17 protein-coding genes are annotated in these 16658 nt (G+C 50.3%); 6 read left to right on the forward strand and 11 right to left on the reverse strand.

What is annotated here, in order from left to right; genetic code table 11:
* Positions 1 to 140: 140 nt before the first annotated feature.
* The 3 genes from ICL55_RS07410 to ICL55_RS07420 form a co-directional block, all read right to left on the reverse strand.
* Positions 141 to 1169 (reverse strand): outer membrane beta-barrel protein, encoded by a 1029-nt coding sequence (locus tag ICL55_RS07410; protein WP_188095469.1) that lies wholly within the window; start codon positions 1167 to 1169, stop codon positions 141 to 143.
* Between the two features lie 84 nt (positions 1170 to 1253).
* Positions 1254 to 2432 (reverse strand): BamA/TamA family outer membrane protein, encoded by a 1179-nt coding sequence (locus ICL55_RS07415; protein WP_188095471.1) that lies wholly within the window; start codon positions 2430 to 2432, stop codon positions 1254 to 1256.
* Positions 2433 to 2588: 156 nt separating this feature from the next.
* Positions 2589 to 2864, reverse strand: a complete 276-nt coding sequence (locus ICL55_RS07420) for an Rdx family protein (protein WP_188095473.1) — start codon at positions 2862 to 2864, stop codon at positions 2589 to 2591.
* 308 nt (positions 2865 to 3172) lie between these two features.
* On the opposite strand from ICL55_RS07420, the gene ICL55_RS07425 reads away from it, so the two are divergent.
* A complete protein-coding gene (locus tag ICL55_RS07425; RefSeq protein WP_188095475.1) occupies positions 3173 to 5143 on the forward strand; it encodes a tetratricopeptide repeat-containing sensor histidine kinase in 1971 nt (656 codons plus the stop codon).
* Position 5144: 1 nt separating this feature from the next.
* On the opposite strand, the gene ICL55_RS07430 is transcribed toward ICL55_RS07425, so the two are convergent.
* Positions 5145 to 5609 (reverse strand): Lrp/AsnC family transcriptional regulator, encoded by a 465-nt coding sequence (locus ICL55_RS07430; RefSeq protein WP_188095477.1) that lies wholly within the window; start codon positions 5607 to 5609, stop codon positions 5145 to 5147.
* 166 nt (positions 5610 to 5775) lie between these two features.
* Between ICL55_RS07430 and ICL55_RS07435 the strand changes: the two genes are divergently transcribed.
* Complete coding sequence (locus tag ICL55_RS07435) at positions 5776 to 6906, forward strand: histidine decarboxylase (protein WP_188095479.1); 1131 nt, start codon at positions 5776 to 5778, stop codon at positions 6904 to 6906.
* On the opposite strand, the gene ICL55_RS07440 is transcribed toward ICL55_RS07435, so the two are convergent.
* The 3 genes from ICL55_RS07440 to ICL55_RS07450 form a co-directional block, all read right to left on the reverse strand.
* Positions 6903 to 7790 (reverse strand): mechanosensitive ion channel family protein, encoded by an 888-nt coding sequence (locus ICL55_RS07440; protein ID WP_223151353.1) that lies wholly within the window; start codon positions 7788 to 7790, stop codon positions 6903 to 6905. The genes ICL55_RS07435 and ICL55_RS07440 overlap by 4 nt on opposite strands.
* A gap of 72 nt (positions 7791 to 7862) precedes the next feature.
* Positions 7863 to 8123 carry a hypothetical protein gene (locus tag ICL55_RS07445; protein WP_188095481.1) on the reverse strand — a complete coding sequence of 87 codons (261 nt, stop codon included), beginning with the start codon at positions 8121 to 8123 and terminating at the stop codon, positions 7863 to 7865.
* A gap of 116 nt (positions 8124 to 8239) precedes the next feature.
* Positions 8240 to 8692, reverse strand: a complete 453-nt coding sequence (locus ICL55_RS07450; protein WP_188095483.1) for a DUF6496 domain-containing protein — start codon at positions 8690 to 8692, stop codon at positions 8240 to 8242.
* Between the two features lie 268 nt (positions 8693 to 8960).
* Here ICL55_RS07450 and ICL55_RS07455 point away from each other — a divergent pair, with 268 nt between their 5' ends.
* The 3 genes from ICL55_RS07455 to ICL55_RS07465 all read left to right on the forward strand — a co-directional run bounded on the left by ICL55_RS07455 (position 8961) and on the right by ICL55_RS07465 (position 10180).
* Positions 8961 to 9284 (forward strand): KGG domain-containing protein, encoded by a 324-nt coding sequence (locus tag ICL55_RS07455; protein ID WP_169226312.1) that lies wholly within the window; start codon positions 8961 to 8963, stop codon positions 9282 to 9284.
* Positions 9285 to 9397: 113 nt separating this feature from the next.
* Entirely contained in the window at positions 9398 to 9760 is a 363-nt protein-coding gene (locus ICL55_RS07460; RefSeq protein ID WP_188095485.1) for a DUF1304 domain-containing protein, read from the forward strand.
* Positions 9761 to 9772: 12 nt separating this feature from the next.
* A complete protein-coding gene (locus ICL55_RS07465) occupies positions 9773 to 10180 on the forward strand; it encodes a hypothetical protein (protein WP_188095487.1) in 408 nt (135 codons plus the stop codon).
* On the opposite strand, the gene ICL55_RS07470 is transcribed toward ICL55_RS07465, so the two are convergent.
* Positions 10169 to 11071, reverse strand: a complete 903-nt coding sequence (locus ICL55_RS07470) for a diacylglycerol/lipid kinase family protein (RefSeq protein WP_246496168.1) — start codon at positions 11069 to 11071, stop codon at positions 10169 to 10171. The genes ICL55_RS07465 and ICL55_RS07470 overlap by 12 nt on opposite strands.
* A 15-nt stretch (positions 11072 to 11086) precedes the next feature.
* Here ICL55_RS07470 and ICL55_RS07475 point away from each other — a divergent pair, with 15 nt between their 5' ends.
* Positions 11087 to 12151, forward strand: coding sequence for an App1 family protein phosphatidate phosphatase (locus ICL55_RS07475; RefSeq protein WP_223151355.1), 1065 nt, complete (start codon positions 11087 to 11089; stop codon positions 12149 to 12151).
* Here ICL55_RS07475 and ICL55_RS07480 read toward each other — a convergent pair.
* The 3 genes from ICL55_RS07480 to ICL55_RS07490 form a co-directional block, all read right to left on the reverse strand.
* Entirely contained in the window at positions 12078 to 13046 is a 969-nt protein-coding gene (locus ICL55_RS07480) for a class I SAM-dependent methyltransferase (protein WP_188095489.1), read from the reverse strand. The two genes, ICL55_RS07475 and ICL55_RS07480, sit on opposite strands and share 74 nt — an antisense overlap.
* Positions 13047 to 13132: 86 nt before the next feature.
* Positions 13133 to 14887, reverse strand: coding sequence for an ABC transporter ATP-binding protein (locus ICL55_RS07485; protein WP_188095491.1), 1755 nt, complete (start codon positions 14885 to 14887; stop codon positions 13133 to 13135).
* Complete coding sequence (locus tag ICL55_RS07490) at positions 14871 to 16613, reverse strand: ABC transporter ATP-binding protein (RefSeq protein WP_188095493.1); 1743 nt, start codon at positions 16611 to 16613, stop codon at positions 14871 to 14873. Before ICL55_RS07490 ends, ICL55_RS07485 begins: the two co-directional genes overlap by 17 nt.
* Positions 16614 to 16658: the final 45 nt, after the last annotated feature.

Below are 16658 nucleotides of genomic sequence, written 5' to 3' on the forward strand. Positions count from 1 at the left end.
TCCCAGGGCTTCAGCCCCGGGCTACGAGGTGATTTGTTGTCTTATAATGAAAAAGCTGGCTATTTACGCCAGCTTTTTCATTATATACTCTGGTGGATGGAAGTCTCTATTGATCTTCGATCATCCGGTAAATCAGCTTATCAGAGTTTTATTTTGATGCCTGCATTGGCGCCCAGTCCACCGATATTGATATATGATTTCAGGTCGTTGGAAGGTTCGTTGTCGTTCCTGTAATATACTTTACTACCGATCTGATTGATGGGCGTGTTGGAGTTTTTATCCAGCGTGGTAACGTATTTGGTGTGTCTCTCCGCCACGCTGAGGTCACCGAGGCTGCGGGTCGGTTGACCAGGCACTGGCGCCACCACCGCGCCGGTAGTAGCATTGACGATATTGTTGGTTTGCTCAAAGGCGGTGACGTCTTTTTCCTTACTTCTTACCGGCACATTGCGATATTCTCCTTCCACGAAGATATCGATACGGGGACTCACGTAGAAGGATACACCGATAGCGCCCTGGAAGCCGAGGGTGATGTTAGGTTTCACCTCTTCTTTGCGATGGATAATGGTTTGCACCATGGTACCGGGAGGAATACCTGCCGGACTGGTGAGCTGGTCCACGTCTGTATCGATGTGCAGGCGGCCCCATAACGGTATCACGAAACCTACACGCACATATGGATTTACCTTCTCAAATCCGGGGTTCAACACCAGTGAGGGCGCGAAGTCGATCGCGTTTACATATCCGTGCGATTCCACACTGGTCAGTTGTTTGCCGCTACCGGCCAGTGTAGTGAGATTTTTCGTCATCAGGTTCTTTCGGCTGTGGTAGTAATTAAACGAAGCTTCCACAGCCATATACTTGTTGATGTTATACCCTACTGCGATCCCTCCTCTTGCGCCTTCGCCATAGGAGCCGGTGAGTACTTTACGGCTGATGGTGTCCAGCGGATTGGGACGGGTAGGATTGTATTCAGTATGCAGGTCCTGCGGCGGAAATGGGCCAACGTTCGGGAACTGTCCCGGGAAAACGCTGAAGAAGTAACCACCGGTTACTTTGAGATAAAATTTTGATTGTTGTGGATGTTTGCCGGTAAGCTCCTGGGCCTGGACGCTTCCTGCAAGGGTTAATGCCAGCATAGTGGCTGAAAACAGGTGCACTTTTTTCATAAACAGTGGTTTTGGTGAGATGGTTTTTCAACCTATCGGAAATTAACGAATTGTTATCAAATAACAAGCATCTCACCAAACTGTTTAGAAAGCTTCCGCCAGAGACAGATACAGGCCTTTCTGTCTGGACTCGCCGTCTCTCTTCTCCCCAACGGCATAGTCTATACGAATAGTCAGTTTGGCGTTTTCATCGTAGAAGTAACGGATACCACCGCCCAGGCTGGGCTTAAAGCCATTGAGTGCAAAATTGTGGTTGTTGAACACGGAGCCCGCGCCGGCAAACGCGGCCAGTGCGAATTTCGGCCGGATGTCTACAAACCATATTTTGATATGCATTTTAGGATCGATCAGGTAACGATATTCCGCCTGCCCTGCCAGATAGTTCTGATCACGGTAACGGCCGGTGTAATAGCCGCGCATCATGTTATCATTCCCCATTTCAGGCAACAGATAAAAAGGCAGCCTGTCGCCCTGTAGACTATTAAACACGCCATTCAGGCCCAACGTGCTTTTAGGAGACAGGGAAATAAAGTGAGCGCCCTGCGCTTCCAGTTTGAACAGGGGCTCTGAGCTCACGAATGACGGCGCATACGCCGCATTCAACCGCAGCCACCAACCTTTGCGGGTATAGTTCTGGTTATCGCGGTTATCGAAGATACCGGTGAGGCCGATGAATGTTACATGGCCTCCCTCTTTGCCTACCAGTGACATGGTATTATAAATACCTTTATCATCCTTGCTGCTGTAAGAATCGTTCTGGTATAACAGTGAGGCGCCGGCATAGAAGTGGCCGGTGATACGCCGTTCCGCTTCGAACTGCGCTTTATAGCGGGTATTATTTAACAGGGAGCGGTCATCGTGCCGGGTTTCGTTACCGATACCGAAGAAGTACAGCGGGAAATTATGATACCGCAGGTTGCCTTTGTAATGCCAGGTATTACCACGGGTCCAGATATTGGCCTTCAGGTCTATTTTAAACTGGCTCTCGGTGGTAACAGCCGGAATCAGGTTCAGCGTGGAGTTACGGGTAGTGATATCCGGGTTTTTGTTGTCTGTATAAAAGGAATACAACATGGCGGCGCCAATTTCAAGTCCCTTTTCCTGGGAATAACCCAACACCGGCAGCGGGAAAAAACTACGCTTCCGGAATGCAAGACTGTCCGCCGGAGGGGGCGTACTTTCCTTTGAAACTGTATCCTGTTGCGCCTGGGTACCGATGGCCAATGAAACGAACAACGCCGTGATAGTAAGTGCTTTATACATGGCCGCAAATGTACACCATAAAGAATTACAAATGACGAATTACCAATGACGAATTGAGGAATCCCTATCAGGGCGGTTAATAAGTAACCTTGCCATAAACAGCCCTCAATTCGTCATTGGTAATTCGTCATTGGTAATTCGTCATTTGTAATTCCCTTAGCGGTCTGAATGGCCCAATTGTTTGTCGGGGGCTACCAGGTCGCGCACCAGTTGTTTCAGGAATTTTATTTCCGGGAAATGTCCGGCTTCTTTCCGGTCAAAGACCGGCTGCTCATTCAGAAAGATCGTATAGGTACCGGCAGTTTCGCTGGGACGCAGCGTTACTCCCCCCAGTTCAGCCGTGAAAGTAGTCAGCAGTTCCTGCGCCATATAAGCAGCGCGAAGCAGCCAGCCACACTTTGGACAATATTCGATGGTAATGACCGGTTTCATGATAATGGACTGATGTTTAAGATGTTAGGGAACGAGGCGCCCTCGACAAGTTTATCCGTTACCGGTAGAGGCCTCGTTTGCCGGAAAGATACGACTGTATTCGGATTTCAGGGAGTATAACACAAAAATCACACGTCTGCGATCACATTTTATTGTCTGTTCTTTTGAATCGTCCTCCTTTATCTTTATTTTTATGCCATAATTAAAGCGTACGTCCCCGAATCGCTCTACTATGTCACAGCCAACAATAATACCTTATGCTGCCGGCCATACCTTTGAAAAAATGTATTTTTATTCCCCTATGTTTATTGCTCCTGTCCCCTGCCACCAGAGCGCAACAAAGCGGAATAGACAGCCTGCAGCACAACCTTAATGCGCACCTTCAGCGGGACACCCTCAGGGTGAACCTGTTGAACCAACTATCACGCCTATACTTTACCAAAGATGCAGGCATTGCAGGACGATTGGGAGAAGAAGCTCTCCAGATCAGCAATGAACTCGGTTATGTCAAAGGAAAAATATGGGCGACCCGTAACCTTGCCCTCGTAGAAAATACGAAAGGCAATCTGGACAAACAATTGCAGCTTACCTTCTCCGCCCTGAAACTCGCAGAGGCACAGGGAGAACCACGCACCCTGGGCATTCTGAACAATGATGTGGGCAACATCTTCACGGAACAAAACAATCCCCGGGACGCATTGGTCTACCTGCAAAAATCCCTTCAGATAAAAGAGCAACTAAAAGAAATCCCCGAGATCAGTAAAACCCTTAATAATATTGGCTCTGCCTACATCGCCCTGAAACAAACCGATTCCGCGCTACTATATTTAACCAGGTCCGAGAAGCTTAAACTGTCACTGCGCGATGAGCGCGGGCTGGCCTATACCTATGAGAACATGGGGATCGTGGCCATGCTCGAGCATCGTTATGAGACCGCACTGCGTTATCATGAGCTGTCGGCACAGTATTATAAGAACACCGACAACCAGCCCGGTATCACCAAGGCCAGCCTCAACCTGGCGGAAGTGCAGACCCTGCTGGGCGACCTGAACAGCGCGGAAAAGAACCTGGACACTGCCCTGGCGATCAACGAAAAGCTGGGCAACGTGAAAAATGAGATGATCTATTATAAGATCCGCTCCAAACTGGATTCTGCGCGGCACGACTACGCCTCTGCCCTGAAACACTATCAGGCATTCAGCGAACGCAACATCGACTACTTTAATATCGAAAAGATCCGGCAGATCAGCCGCTCCACGATGAAATATGAAGCGGAGAAAAAGCAACGGGAAAATGTGATGCTTAAAAAGGAACAACAGCTGCACTTGGCCACCATCCAGCAACAGCGGGTGTTGGTATTGTCCGGCGCCGCCCTGTTCCTCGCGCTCCTGCTGATCACCGCCATGGTATACCGGCTGTACAAACACCAGCAGGAACTCTACCAGCAGCTGAACAGCAAGAACCAGGAAGTGTCTCTGCAAAACCACATCATTCTCGAACAAAACGCCACCCTCGAAAATCTCAATCAGGTAAAGGATAAAATATTCTCTGTGATATCCCATGACCTGCGGTCACCACTGGCCATTCTCGAAGGGTTGCTGTTTCTCCTGAAAGATGAAAAGATCGATGCCCAGCAATTCCGCTTCTATACAGATGAACTGTGGCGAGATGTAAAAAATACCGCGTACATGATGGACAACATGCTGCAGTGGGCCAGCAACCAGATGAAGGGCATCAGTGTTAAAGCGGATGATTTCGACCTCACCCTGCTGCTCAATCAGGAGTTTGAACTGCTGCAGACGATGGCCCGGCAAAAAGATGTGAAGCTTACCCACGAGCTGAAAAGCGCCATCCTGGTATATGCTGACCCCGACATGATCAGACTGGTGCTGCGTAACCTGATCAACAATGCCATTAAGTTTACGCCCGGCGGCGGTGAGATAGTGCTCAAAGCGCAGCTGGACAAGGGAGAAGCCCAGGTATCCGTTAAAGATAATGGCACCGGCATCCCTATAGATGATCAGCATCGTATTTTCTCCAATATATATTACTCCACCACCGGCACACGGAATGAAAAGGGCTGCGGTCTCGGGCTGCACCTGTCGAAAGACTTCGTAGAGCGCAACCATGGCCACATCTGGTTTGAAAGCAAACCCGGAGAAGGCAGCTGCTTTAGTTTCACCGTGCCCCTTTCCGACGAACAGGACATTAACGCCCGCGGCTATACGGTGGTGCTACAGGACAATCCTGTCAGCGGCATGAGCGTCCTGCGAAGGTAGTTTACACGAGCCCGAATGCTGTTGTATGTTTGATCTCCGTCATCACGAAGGAGCTATGTACCTGTGCTATATTTTCAATAGCCGCCAGTTTGTTGGTCAGAAAATGCTGGTACCGCCGCATATCGTCCACCACGACTTTCAGCATGTAATCAAATGTGCCGGCTACGTGATAACATTCCATCACTTCTTCCATCTGGCCGATGGCCGATTCAAATTTTTTCAGCAGCGGCTGCGAATGCAGCTGCAGTGACACATTACAGAAGGCCACCAGTGTTTTTCCTATTTTCTCCGGATGTAGCAGCGTGACATAATTCCGGATCACTCCCATTTTCTCAATTTTCTTCAGCCGTTCGTAGGTCGGAGTAACGCTCAGGCCTATACGATGGGCGATCTCCTTGGTGTTGAGGCGGGCATTTTCCTGTAATACTTCCAGAATGCGGCGATCTGTTTTATCGAGTGTGTCCATAGCAGAAAGTTTTATCTAAAAAAGCGGCCACAGGCAGTCACTTTTAGTTGTTTTAAACTATAATAAAACCAAAACTAGTATATATTTTCTGATTATGACACAATACTGGTTCATTTCAATGGCATTTACATAGCTTCGCAGCATCATACACCTGTAATTGCCGATTATGAAAGATCACCCGTTATCTGCCGCCGATGCGGCCACGCTGGACCGTTTGCTGACTGAAGTGCAGGACCACACCCAACATTTCCTGGGATATCCGGTATCCAAAGACTTTGACTACACCCCTCTTCTCCCTTTTTTACAATATCCGCTGAATAATCTGGGAGATCCTTTTGTGGATTCCACCTATACGGTTGGTTCCCGGGAGATGGAAAAATATGTTGTGGAATTTTTTGCCCGACTGTTCCGTGCGCCGGCCAACGACTGGTGGGGCTATGTGACCAATGGTGGTTCAGAAGGCAATCTTTATGGGCTGTATCTCGCGCGGGAACTGTATCCCAAGGCGATGGTATATTATTCAGAAGCCACCCATTACAGCGTGCAAAAGAACCTGCATCTGCTGAATATGCCCAGTATTATGATCCGGACGCTGCCCAACGGGGAAATCGATTATGATGACCTGGAGCAGACCATGGGCATGAACCGGCATATGCCCGTGATCATGCTGGCCAATATCGGCACCACGATGACCGAAGCCAGAGATGACATCCGGCGTATCAAAGATATTTTGAAGCGACTGGCCATCCGGCACCATTACATCCATGCTGACGGAGCGTTGTCCGGCAGTTATTGCGCATTTTTAAACCCAAGGCCCGCTTTTGACTTTGCAGATGGCGCCGACAGCATCGCCATCAGCGGACATAAATTTATAGGCTCACCTATCCCTTGCGGCGTAGTGGTGGCCAAAAAATCTTACCGCGACAGGATTGCCCGTTCTGTTGCCTATATCGGGAGTATGGACACTACCATCACCGGTTCAAGAAACGGCCACAGTCCGTTGTTTCTATGGTACGCGCTGAAAAGCCTCGGCCTCGCCGGCCTGGAAAGAAGGGCCCGGCACAGCCTGTCCGTAGCCGCCTATGCAGTGGACCGTTTGCAGGAAAACGGCATTCCCGCATGGCGCAACCCCGACTCCATCACGGTGGTATTTCCGGAGCCCCCCGGAAATATCCGCCGTAAGTGGCAGCTGGCCTCAGAAAATGGCTGGTCACATATTATCTGTATGCCGAATGTGGAAACGTCCCAGATGGATGCCCTGCTGGCAGAGATGACGGCTGCTTCGGTGATGGTTTAGATCTTACCGCCTTCCGCGATAGCGATGATTTCCGTGTTGAGCGCCCGTTTAATCAGGCGCTCTTTTTCTTTGTCCGGATGCGGCACCAGCAGTTGTACTTTAAACTGGACAAAATCTTTTTTGATCTCCAGGGTTTTGAGAGAGAAACTTTCCTCCCGGTAGTAGCGCTGATAGGCCTCTATAGACTTGCGCAGGCGCGCTTCCAGCTCCTCCGGCGTGAACTTATGTTTATGATCGATCTCAAATTCGAGGCTCAGCTTTTTAATATTCTGTTTGGACTGGTTCACCACAATACTGGTAAACACAACAGAGTTAGGAATGATAACAATATCGTCATCATCGTTCTGCAACACCACGTTGATCAGGGTGATGTCCATGATCTTCCCTTTATATTCGCCGATCCTGACCTGGTCTCCCAGCGATAACTGATCGGAGAACATGACGATCAGTCCATTGATCATATTAGCGATATAATCTTTTGTTAATAACGCGATGGCAGCAGCCACGATGGTGATACTGGTGATGAGCTGCATCAGGTCTTTCCCGAAAAAGATGGGGATGGCTAACAGAAAGAAAGCCGTATTCATGACGGAAGTGATGCGGTTGATCCCCAGTATGAAATTATCTTTCTCCAGTGGTTTGGTGCGGTGGCGACGGGTGTACCAGGACAGTATCACGAGCCATGCGATAGAAATGACGATATTGGCGCCCAGAAAAAATGACAGGGCGTTGGTTACTTTAAATAACCACTGGAACTTATCGTAAAATGCAGGATGTTCAAGGTTAAAATATACAATACCGGAATAGATCAGCAGTTTTATCACGAAGATGATCCGCTCACGGCGGTTCGTATTTTTATAGGTTTTATCGGTTACTAACATCATAGTGGTCCCACACGCTTTCCCGCAAAAGTACAAAAGGCGTGCGGCTAAAAAAAGTGGCTTCCGGAGGAAGGCCTATAGTTCTCCCATTTTGTTCAGTATTTCAGTCCAGATAATGCGGGCTATTTGTTCACTTTCCACAATACGCAGATTTCCTTCCGGGGTGTCTGTATGATCTATCATGAAGGTCTGGGAATGGGGTTGAAAATCGTCCAGTACATGTTCACGGACATCAGGGATTACCTCATAAATGGTTTCATAAGCGATCCTGTTGATACTGATAGTCAGGCCGTATGGTTTTCCTTTAATCATCACCGTTATACTATGCTTTTCCATACAAACTGGTTTTGATCCACTATTAAGAGGGCAATAGGTATGCCATATAAAAAGACCGGTGACACTTGGTTACCGGTCTCTTTTTGTATATAAACAGAAGGATAAAACGGTCTGTTTCAGGCAGTGGCCATAGCACGGCGTCTGGTGGTTTTCTTACGTGCGGTAGCGCCTTTTTTGGCGGTAGATTTTTTAACAGATGTTTTACGGTGCGTCGTCTTTTTTGCTGCGGTTGCTCTTTTGGCAGTTGTCTTTTTGGCAGCTGTTTTCTTCGCAGCAGTACGCTTAGCAGTCGTTCTTTTTGCGGTTGCCTTTTTAGCCGTAGTTTTCTTCGCAGCCGCTTTTTTGGGTGCTGCTTTTTTTGCGGCAGCTTTCCGGGTAGTTGTTTTTTTAGCTGCGGCTTTTTTGGGGACCTTAGCGCCTTCCTTTCTTGCTTCAGACAATCCGATGGCGATTGCCTGTTTGGGGCTTGTTACTTTTTTTCCGCTTCGGCCACTTTTAAGTTTGCCTTCGTGCATCTCATGCATGGATTTTTCCACTTTCTCCTGAGACTTCCTGGAATACTTTGCCATGATTTGAAGATTTAAATGGGTTAAAAAAAGAAGTAACAGGTGTAAACGAAACAAATTATACGCCAGCTGACAGCGGTCATAATCCATCGGAAATATGGGGAAAGGAGGCTAAAACTGTGTTAAAAATTCTATGCATTGTGGAACGAATTGCCCCATCAACCCATGCAGGGGAGCTCTAAAACGCCTGTACACGGCAATTCGGCCGGTGGCATGTATATTGATCGAGTTCTACGCAATATTGTTCACTAAACTATTAAAATCCAGGATTATGGAACACATCAGGTATCAACAACTCGCACCGAGTGCCGAGAACCACGAGAAGAGTCCAATAGACAAACCCAAACACAGCAAACGGGGATTTGCATCCATGGACCCTGAACAACAACGTGCTATTTCGAGGGAAGGTGGCAGGGCTGCCCATCAGCAGGGTGTTGCCCACAAATTTACCTCCGAAGAAGCCCGTGCGGCCGGTAAAAAAGGTGGCGAGGCAGTTAGTCGCAACCGCGAACACATGGCGGCAATAGGCAGAAAAGGTGGCACCAACCGCGGTAAAAAGAAGAATAATGCGACCACTGAAGAAAATAACTTCTAATGAATTGAGGGATGGCGGAACGTGAATGGGATTCTCAGCTCAAAATTCGCCTTTCGTCATCCGCAATTCGTCATAATTCTTCTTATATTTAGCATAACCATCAAATCTAAGTTATGCTAGTACTGGCCAAGTTCCTGATCGCATTCGTCATGCTGGAACACCTCTACATCATGTGGTTCGAAATGTTTGCCTGGACCACCAAAGGGCCTAAAATTTTCCAGAAATTCCCCAAAGCACTATTCCCTGCCACCAAACCACTCGCTGCCAACCAGGGTCTTTACAATGGCTTTCTGGCTGCAGGATTGTGTTGGTCATTGCTCATTACGGACCCGGAATGGGCGCGGCATGTTGCGGTCTTTTTTCTCGGCTGCGTGGCGGTAGCCGGTATCTATGGCGCGCTGACGGCCGAGAAAAAGATCTTCCTGGTACAGGCGTTACCTGCACTGGTGGCCCTGATATTGCTTCACCTGGCGTAAACTGACACTCTAATGATCGACGAAGCAGATATCAGGATTGGCAATTATGTCGCTTATTTTGACTATAACATGGAGGAATCAGTCTTCGCAGTGGAAGGGATCCTGGACGGTTATATCTACAATTCCGGATTGCCCAGGAGCAAGATTTCCTGCGAAAAGGCCAACCCCGTACTACTGGACCTCTATCAGCTGATCAAATTTGACTTCATCCGCGGCGTACCGGAGGAAGGGGAAGATGAAAACATCTATTCCCTGAAATACAACCGCCTCAATAGCCTGCATATCCGCCATGAAAACGGCTGCTTTCAACCGGTAACGGAATCACCCAACGGCTTTGTGCCCTATGGACGCCCGCTGGTACATGTACATCAGCTGCAAAACCTGTTTCATGCCCTCAGCCGCGATGAACTAACCCTGTGATCCTGACGACGGCACAAAAACAGCGAGCGCGCGAGGGACCACCTCAGCTGTCACTTCGTTCACTTTTCCCATATACTCGCCATCGATCTGAAACTCGGCCTTTTTGGGCGTATGGATGTACACCTTCCTCGCCCGGATGATCTCCGTCTTATGGGGGTTGAACGGGCGGCGGACAAACAACATTTTCAGCGTCTCCAGCAGGGAAATCTTTTTCACCAGCACCACCTCAAAGATACCGTCACTCAGATCGCTGACAGGATTGATGCAGGCCCCGGTGCCATATTTGCCGGCGTTGGCCAGTACAATCATAAATGCCTCCCGGGACACCTGGTCAGCTCCGTTGTCTATTTCCACGGCAAACCGCTGACGGTACCAGAACGTTTTCAGCACCACCCGCGCATAACCGGTCATGCCCCTCACGCCTGACCGTTGAAAATACTTCACCAGCAAGGCATTCAGCCCGATATCACTCAGATGGATGGATATCTCCCGGCCATTGATGCGTATCACGTCTATTTTCCGCACATGTGCCTGTAATATCAGGTCCAGCGCTGCCTCCCACGACTCGGGGATGCACAGGTCGCGCGCCATGCCATTCGCCGAACCCGCCGGCAGGATACCTAACGGAATATCGCTGTTCAACAAACAGGTGGCCACCATTTTTACCGTGCCGTCGCCACCTGCCGCCACAACGCCGTCCCATCCGCCTTCGCGCAACAGCTGCTGCAGGCGCGCTTCGTCCGCTGTAGGATTGCCCGTCAGCAACAGCAATTCTCCCCGGACGTTGGACCGGTGCGCGAGAAAACGTTGGACTGCTTCTTGCGGGGCAACTTTCCGGGCAGCTCCCGAAGCGGGATTAATGACAAATAATAAACTTAACTTCTTTTCCATTTTCAGTAGCATGATATGCATCCATCCGGCAAATACAAATATGACGCCGCAAAAGACAGTCGCCCCCGGCGATGGTGGGCGCGTATGGGCATCAACACCGCCACGGTGGTAAAAGTATATCATGGATACGGCCACGAAGGCGAGTTACAGGTATTTGGACATGTGCTCTCCCGCAGCCCCGTTACGGAGGGGCGTACCCGTTATCACCTGCTGGGCAATATATGGGCGTTGCTCCGCCTGTTCATGGTAAAGCCCAAGCCCCATGCAGCGGTACAGCTGCTGTGGCAAGACCGCACCATCCACACACAAACAGCAGAAGACGGCTTTTTCCATTTTCAGTGGAAACCCGAATACCCCACTCCTGCCGGCTGGCACAGGGTAACGGTCACGCATACACAAAACGGGGAAAATATCGCCGAAGGCACCGGTGAGGTGTATATTCCCCATCGTACCCAGTTTGGCTGCATCTCAGATATTGATGATACTTTCCTTATCTCCCACTCGGAACATGTATTCAGAAAACTGAAAGTGCTCCTTACCCATAACGCCGCCAGCAGGCGCCCTTTTGATGGCGCCGTGCGCCACTATCAGCTGCTCAGCCACGGACATACCGTACCGCCTATCCCCAACCCGTTCTTCTACGTGTCCAGCAGTGAATGGAACCTGTACGATTACATCCGGGAGTTCTCGGACACCTGGCGGCTGCCACAAGGGGTTTATCTGCTTAGTCAACTGAAATTATTCTCCCAACTGCTGAAAACAGGCCGGGGGAAACATCATACCAAATTCACCCGTATAGCCCGTATACTGGAGAGTTACCCTCATATGCCCTTTGTATTATTGGGAGATGATACCCAGCAAGACCCCTATATTTATGAGGCCATTGCCCGGCACTTTCCACGACGGATCATCAGCGTATACCTGCGGCACCTCTCCGATGAAAAGAAACCGGAAGTACAGGCTGTCGTTCGTAGTCTGGAGGCATTGGGGATTGCGTGCTGTTATTTCAGGCACAGTGAAGAGGCGATAGCGCATTCCCGCCGGATGGGGCTTGTGGCGCCGTTGCCGGCATCCTGGTAACAACGGTACCGGAAAACTGCGCGGTGACCGGCGTTGTGCTAACCGTAAATTCCTCCGGAGACAGGTATTTCTCCACCATGGGCAGCGACGGCGCATAGTGATAACGACCGCCGGGGCGCAGTGCCCGCAGTATTTCCATGTATTTGACGGCATACCGCGCGCAATCAGGACTATTGCGGTGATGATGATGCAGAAAATGATTGGAGAAAGAAAGATTGGAGACGATGGTGCCCCAGGAACCTGCCGGCAGCACGAAGTCCAGCCAGTCGCCGGCTTTCAGGTAAACCTCCGGAGATGCAATAAACCTGTCCACCCCATAAGCTGCGATGCCCTGTTGACGCAGCAGGCGTACCAGTGCGGCCTGAGGACCACAACCAATATCCAGTACTGGTCCCATCAGTGTGGCCGGGTCCAGCCGCAGCACGTTCAGCTGCAAAGCGGCCGCATATTCGGCACAAACAACCGGTTCCAATTGAGCGCCGGCATTCGCGTAATGTGTTTCCAAAAAAGGATGGGTGCGTTGCAGCCACCGCTGTAGCCGTTTGGTATGCCGGGCGGTCAACTGTGCTTCCCGGAAACAGCCGATGGAAGCGGCGGTCACCATATCCTCCACCAAAGCGGTATATACTTCCCGCAGCGCGTTGGTGTTGGCTGTCGCCATATCAAAATACTGATTCACCGCACAGAAGGTGCGACGGGCGCTGTTTGTCAGATAGTCCACCACGGCCGTTGCCTTGTCAGCGTCACGAAGCGCCAATATCTCCGGCGCACCGTCTGTCGTCAGGCGACGGGTGACATCGGTCCAGGCAATGTCATTTCCCGGATAAAAGAAATTATGTCGGGCATGTTGCTGATACTGACAGTCAATACTCTGGCGGATAAGGGCGGAGATCATACGGCGAAGATACAGCAAAAAAAAGCAGTCAGGCCGGTAAGCCTGACTGCCTTTCAAACAATTAACGATGACGTATATACGAAAAATCAGTGGCGGTTGCCGTGCATTAGCTGGTCTACCACCTGATGGAAGGAACCGGCATTGGTAACGGCGCCGTCATTGACGAAAAATATTTCATCGGCATTTTCGATGGTATTGAGGCGATGCGCGATAATCACCCGGGTAGTGCTGGCGGGCAAGTTATCGAGTATTTCTCCCAGCAGCTTTTCGGTTACCGTATCGATGTTGGCCGTCGCCTCGTCCAGTATCAGGAGATCGGGTTTGCGCAGTACGGCCCGCATGAAGGCAATGAGTTGTTTTTGTCCGAGGCTCACGCCCTCTCCCGCCGACTGTACCGGCGTTTCCAGTCCGTTCTCAAACAGGCCCAATAACTTGCCCAGATTGGCTGCACGGATCACTTCCTCCAGCTGTTCGATAGTATAGTTTTCATATGCTTCGTTACCATACAGGATATTCTCCCTGACCGTGCCGGTGAACAGGACGGGGTCCTGCAAAATAAACCCGATACGGCGGGTGCGTTCGGCCGGATTGTAAGAGCGGATATCCTTTCCATCGAGCAGTACCTGGCCTTTCACCGGGTCGTACAGGCGTGCTATCAGCGAGGCAGTGGTAGTTTTACCGCCACCGGTAGGCCCTACCAGGGCGTATGTTTTTCCTTTCTCCAGACGGAGATTGATATTGTGGAGGATTTCCCTGCCTTCATCGTAACCGAAATGCACCTGTTTCATTTCCAGCAGTGGCGCAGCTTCCTGTCTGGTATGATCGTCGATGGTCCCCATATTGTTTTCCAGCACCAGTATTTCTGAAATACGTTCCCATCCGGCCATGGCTGTCTGGAAGTTGGCCCACAGTGAGGCCAGCTGCCGCAGCGGGCTGTAGAAGTAGTTAGCATAGGCGATGTAGCTGACCAGCAGGCCGAGCGTAAAGGAGCCTGTACTGATCAGGTGCACGCCATATACCAGGATCAGCAGCTGTGCCGCACTGGCCATCAGGCTGTAAAACGGCAGGAATATGTTATTGGCAATCCCCATCGCCGTAGCCGACGTATAGTTTTTCTGATTGGCCTCGTTAAAACGCTGCATGAAGTAGTCGCGGCGGCCGAAAGCCACCACCACTTTGAAATTGCTGAGACTTTCCTGAATTTCCGCACTGAGTCCGCCCACCGTTTTCAGGTTGGCGGCATTTTTCTTTTTCACCCAGGGAGATAACAGCCGGGTAAAAATCAGGGACAGCAATGCCGGCAGGAGTGCCAATGCACCGAGCTTAATATTCAATGCCAACAGGAAGATACCGGCGCCGGTCATGGAGATGATGCTACCCACGAACTGCATCAGCGCCTGCGAAAAAAACTGGTTGAGTTTATCCGTGTCATTGTTCACCCGGGAGATCAGATCACCCGCCTTGTTCTGGTTGAAAAAGGCTACCGGTAATTGTTGCAGCTTATGAAAAACCGCATTGCGCAGGGTGTAAAGCGTACGTTGCCCCACCGTGCCCATGAGTTTTGTTTGCAGGTAGTTAATGCCGAAAGCCGCCAGATAAACGACCAGCAGCACTCCGGAATAAACCAGCACGCCGTGATACTGTTTATGCATCACATAGGTATCGATGACATAGGCCGTCAGCAAAGGGCCTACCAGGTTCAGGCCTGAGTTGCCTACGGTTGCCAGCAATGCCACTGCCAGTTTACTTCTTTCATGGGAGATCAGCTGCAACAGGCCTTTAAAGGCGGTATAGTTAGACACGCCTTTTCCCGTAACAGGTTTATTAAGATTGTAATTCATAGTTGCTGGTGCTTTGCTGGGAGTTAAAAATCTGTACATAATCCGGGCTTTTCTCCATGAGTTCTTCATGGGTGCCGGCAGCGATCATTTCGCCCTGCATGAGCAGGATGATCTGATCATAGTGGGTCACAGCCCCGATTTTCTGGGTCACAGACACCAGGGTCAGGTCCGGGTAGTTCCGGTGTACATTGGCTAGGATTTTCCGTTCTGTGCGGGTATCCACCCGGGCAGTAAAATCATCCAGCAGCAGTATTTTAGGATTCAGTGCCAGCGCGCGGGCCAGCATGAGCCGTTGTTTCTGTCCGCCAGACAGGCTGGTGCCCCGCTCCGATACGATGGTGCTGAGTTTTTCCGGCAGCTGGTCGGTAAACTCCTTTACTTCCGCTGTCGTGATGGCTTTTTCCAGGGACGCGTCGGTGACAACATCACTGAACGCAATATTTTCCCGCACGCTCATATTGAAAACGACGCTGTCCTGAAACACAAATCCCACCTGCTGGTGAAAGGATTCACTTTCGTAGGCTGCGATATCTTCACCGTCGATTTTGATGGTCCCCTGGTTGGGTTTGATCAGCCGCATCAACAAGTACAGCAGCTGTGTTTTACCTGCCGCAGTGGGGCCGATGATGGCTATTTTGGAACCGGCTTTCACGGAGAAGGAAATGTCTTTCAGGACGGGTTTCTCACCGTAGCTGAGCGACACGTGTTCGCAGGAGATGCTGCCGTCGAGTTTTTTGACAAGGGCGCCGGTTTCCAGCATGTCCGGGGAGTTTAATACGCCGCTGATGCGCTGATAGGAAGCCGTTGCCTGTGCAATCACATTGCTCATAAAACCGATCACGAGGACGGGGAATATCAGCAGTGTCAGGTAGCTGTTGAATGCCGCAAAGTCACCGATGGTCATACTGCCGTCGATCACAAAGCGGCCACCCAGGGCGAGAATCGCCAGGCCGGTCATATTGGCCGTGAAGACGATCACCGGGATCAGGCCGGCGAACAGCCGCAGAATAGAGAGACCGAATTCGAGCGCCTTTCCGTTGGCATCGAGGAATTTTTCATACTCGCGTTGCTGCGCATTGACCACATTGATCAATGCGGCCCCCAGGATGCTTTCGTTGATCACCTTATTGAGCCGGTCCATCACTTCCCGGCTTTTCAGGAACAGGGCCCGCACTTTTTTCAGTACCAGGAAAAACGTGATCCCCATGATGGGGATGGCTGCAATTACCACCAGGGCCAGTTTCCAGTCGATGGTCAACAGCAGGATGCTGGCGCCGATAATGATAAAAAATGATGATACCAGCGATACGATCGCCTGGGACACGAACAGTTTGATGGAGTCCACATCAGCCGTGAGATTGGTCAGCAACCGGGATGGGTTGGACTGTTCCATCCAGGCGTAGCTCTGACGGGATATTTTTTCCGCCAGCTGCTCACGCAGGCTTTTAGCCACCTTTTCTGATGCGTAGGTCTGGATAATGTTCTGGAAATAGGTAAACACGAAGATCAATAAAGCGGCCAGTCCAAATTTAATGATCAGGGGTTCATAAGCAAAAATACCATGAGAAAAGTCATCAATACCATGCCCGATGATTTTAGGCAGCCACAGGTTCAGGCTGTTGCCCAGCAGGGCAAACAACACCAACAGGGCTATCAGTCCTTTGTATGGTCGTAACAATCCAAAGATACCTGACGGTTTTTTCTCCTTGACGGAAGGTTGTTTCATATAGTTGGGCGGTGATTAGTGTACGAAGAGCATGGTGAGCGATCA

The organism is Chitinophaga varians (assembly GCF_014529945.1).
Classification (GTDB): domain Bacteria; phylum Bacteroidota; class Bacteroidia; order Chitinophagales; family Chitinophagaceae; genus Chitinophaga; species Chitinophaga varians.

What these genes read in the sequence shown, in the direction of transcription:
- ICL55_RS07410 (WP_188095469.1), bottom strand. Translation starts at nt 1,169, where the DNA reads ATGAAAAAAGTGCACCTGTTTTCAGCCACTATGCTGGCATTAACCCTT.
- ICL55_RS07415 (WP_188095471.1), bottom strand. Translation starts at nt 2,432, where the DNA reads ATGTATAAAGCACTTACTATCACGGCGTTGTTCGTTTCATTGGCCATC.
- ICL55_RS07420 (WP_188095473.1), bottom strand. Translation starts at nt 2,864, where the DNA reads ATGAAACCGGTCATTACCATCGAATATTGTCCAAAGTGTGGCTGGCTG.
- ICL55_RS07430 (WP_188095477.1), bottom strand. Translation starts at nt 5,609, where the DNA reads ATGGACACACTCGATAAAACAGATCGCCGCATTCTGGAAGTATTACAG.
- ICL55_RS07435 (WP_188095479.1), top strand. Translation starts at nt 5,776, where the DNA reads ATGAAAGATCACCCGTTATCTGCCGCCGATGCGGCCACGCTGGACCGT.
- ICL55_RS07440 (WP_223151353.1), bottom strand. Translation starts at nt 7,790, where the DNA reads ATGATGTTAGTAACCGATAAAACCTATAAAAATACGAACCGCCGTGAG.
- ICL55_RS07445 (WP_188095481.1), bottom strand. Translation starts at nt 8,123, where the DNA reads ATGGAAAAGCATAGTATAACGGTGATGATTAAAGGAAAACCATACGGC.
- ICL55_RS07450 (WP_188095483.1), bottom strand. Translation starts at nt 8,692, where the DNA reads ATGGCAAAGTATTCCAGGAAGTCTCAGGAGAAAGTGGAAAAATCCATG.
- ICL55_RS07455 (WP_169226312.1), top strand. Translation starts at nt 8,961, where the DNA reads ATGGAACACATCAGGTATCAACAACTCGCACCGAGTGCCGAGAACCAC.
- ICL55_RS07460 (WP_188095485.1), top strand. Translation starts at nt 9,398, where the DNA reads ATGCTAGTACTGGCCAAGTTCCTGATCGCATTCGTCATGCTGGAACAC.
- ICL55_RS07465 (WP_188095487.1), top strand. Translation starts at nt 9,773, where the DNA reads ATGATCGACGAAGCAGATATCAGGATTGGCAATTATGTCGCTTATTTT.
- ICL55_RS07470 (WP_246496168.1), bottom strand. Translation starts at nt 11,071, where the DNA reads ATGGAAAAGAAGTTAAGTTTATTATTTGTCATTAATCCCGCTTCGGGA.
- ICL55_RS07475 (WP_223151355.1), top strand. Translation starts at nt 11,087, where the DNA reads ATGCATCCATCCGGCAAATACAAATATGACGCCGCAAAAGACAGTCGC.
- ICL55_RS07480 (WP_188095489.1), bottom strand. Translation starts at nt 13,046, where the DNA reads ATGATCTCCGCCCTTATCCGCCAGAGTATTGACTGTCAGTATCAGCAA.
- ICL55_RS07485 (WP_188095491.1), bottom strand. Translation starts at nt 14,887, where the DNA reads ATGAATTACAATCTTAATAAACCTGTTACGGGAAAAGGCGTGTCTAAC.
- ICL55_RS07490 (WP_188095493.1), bottom strand. Translation starts at nt 16,613, where the DNA reads ATGAAACAACCTTCCGTCAAGGAGAAAAAACCGTCAGGTATCTTTGGA.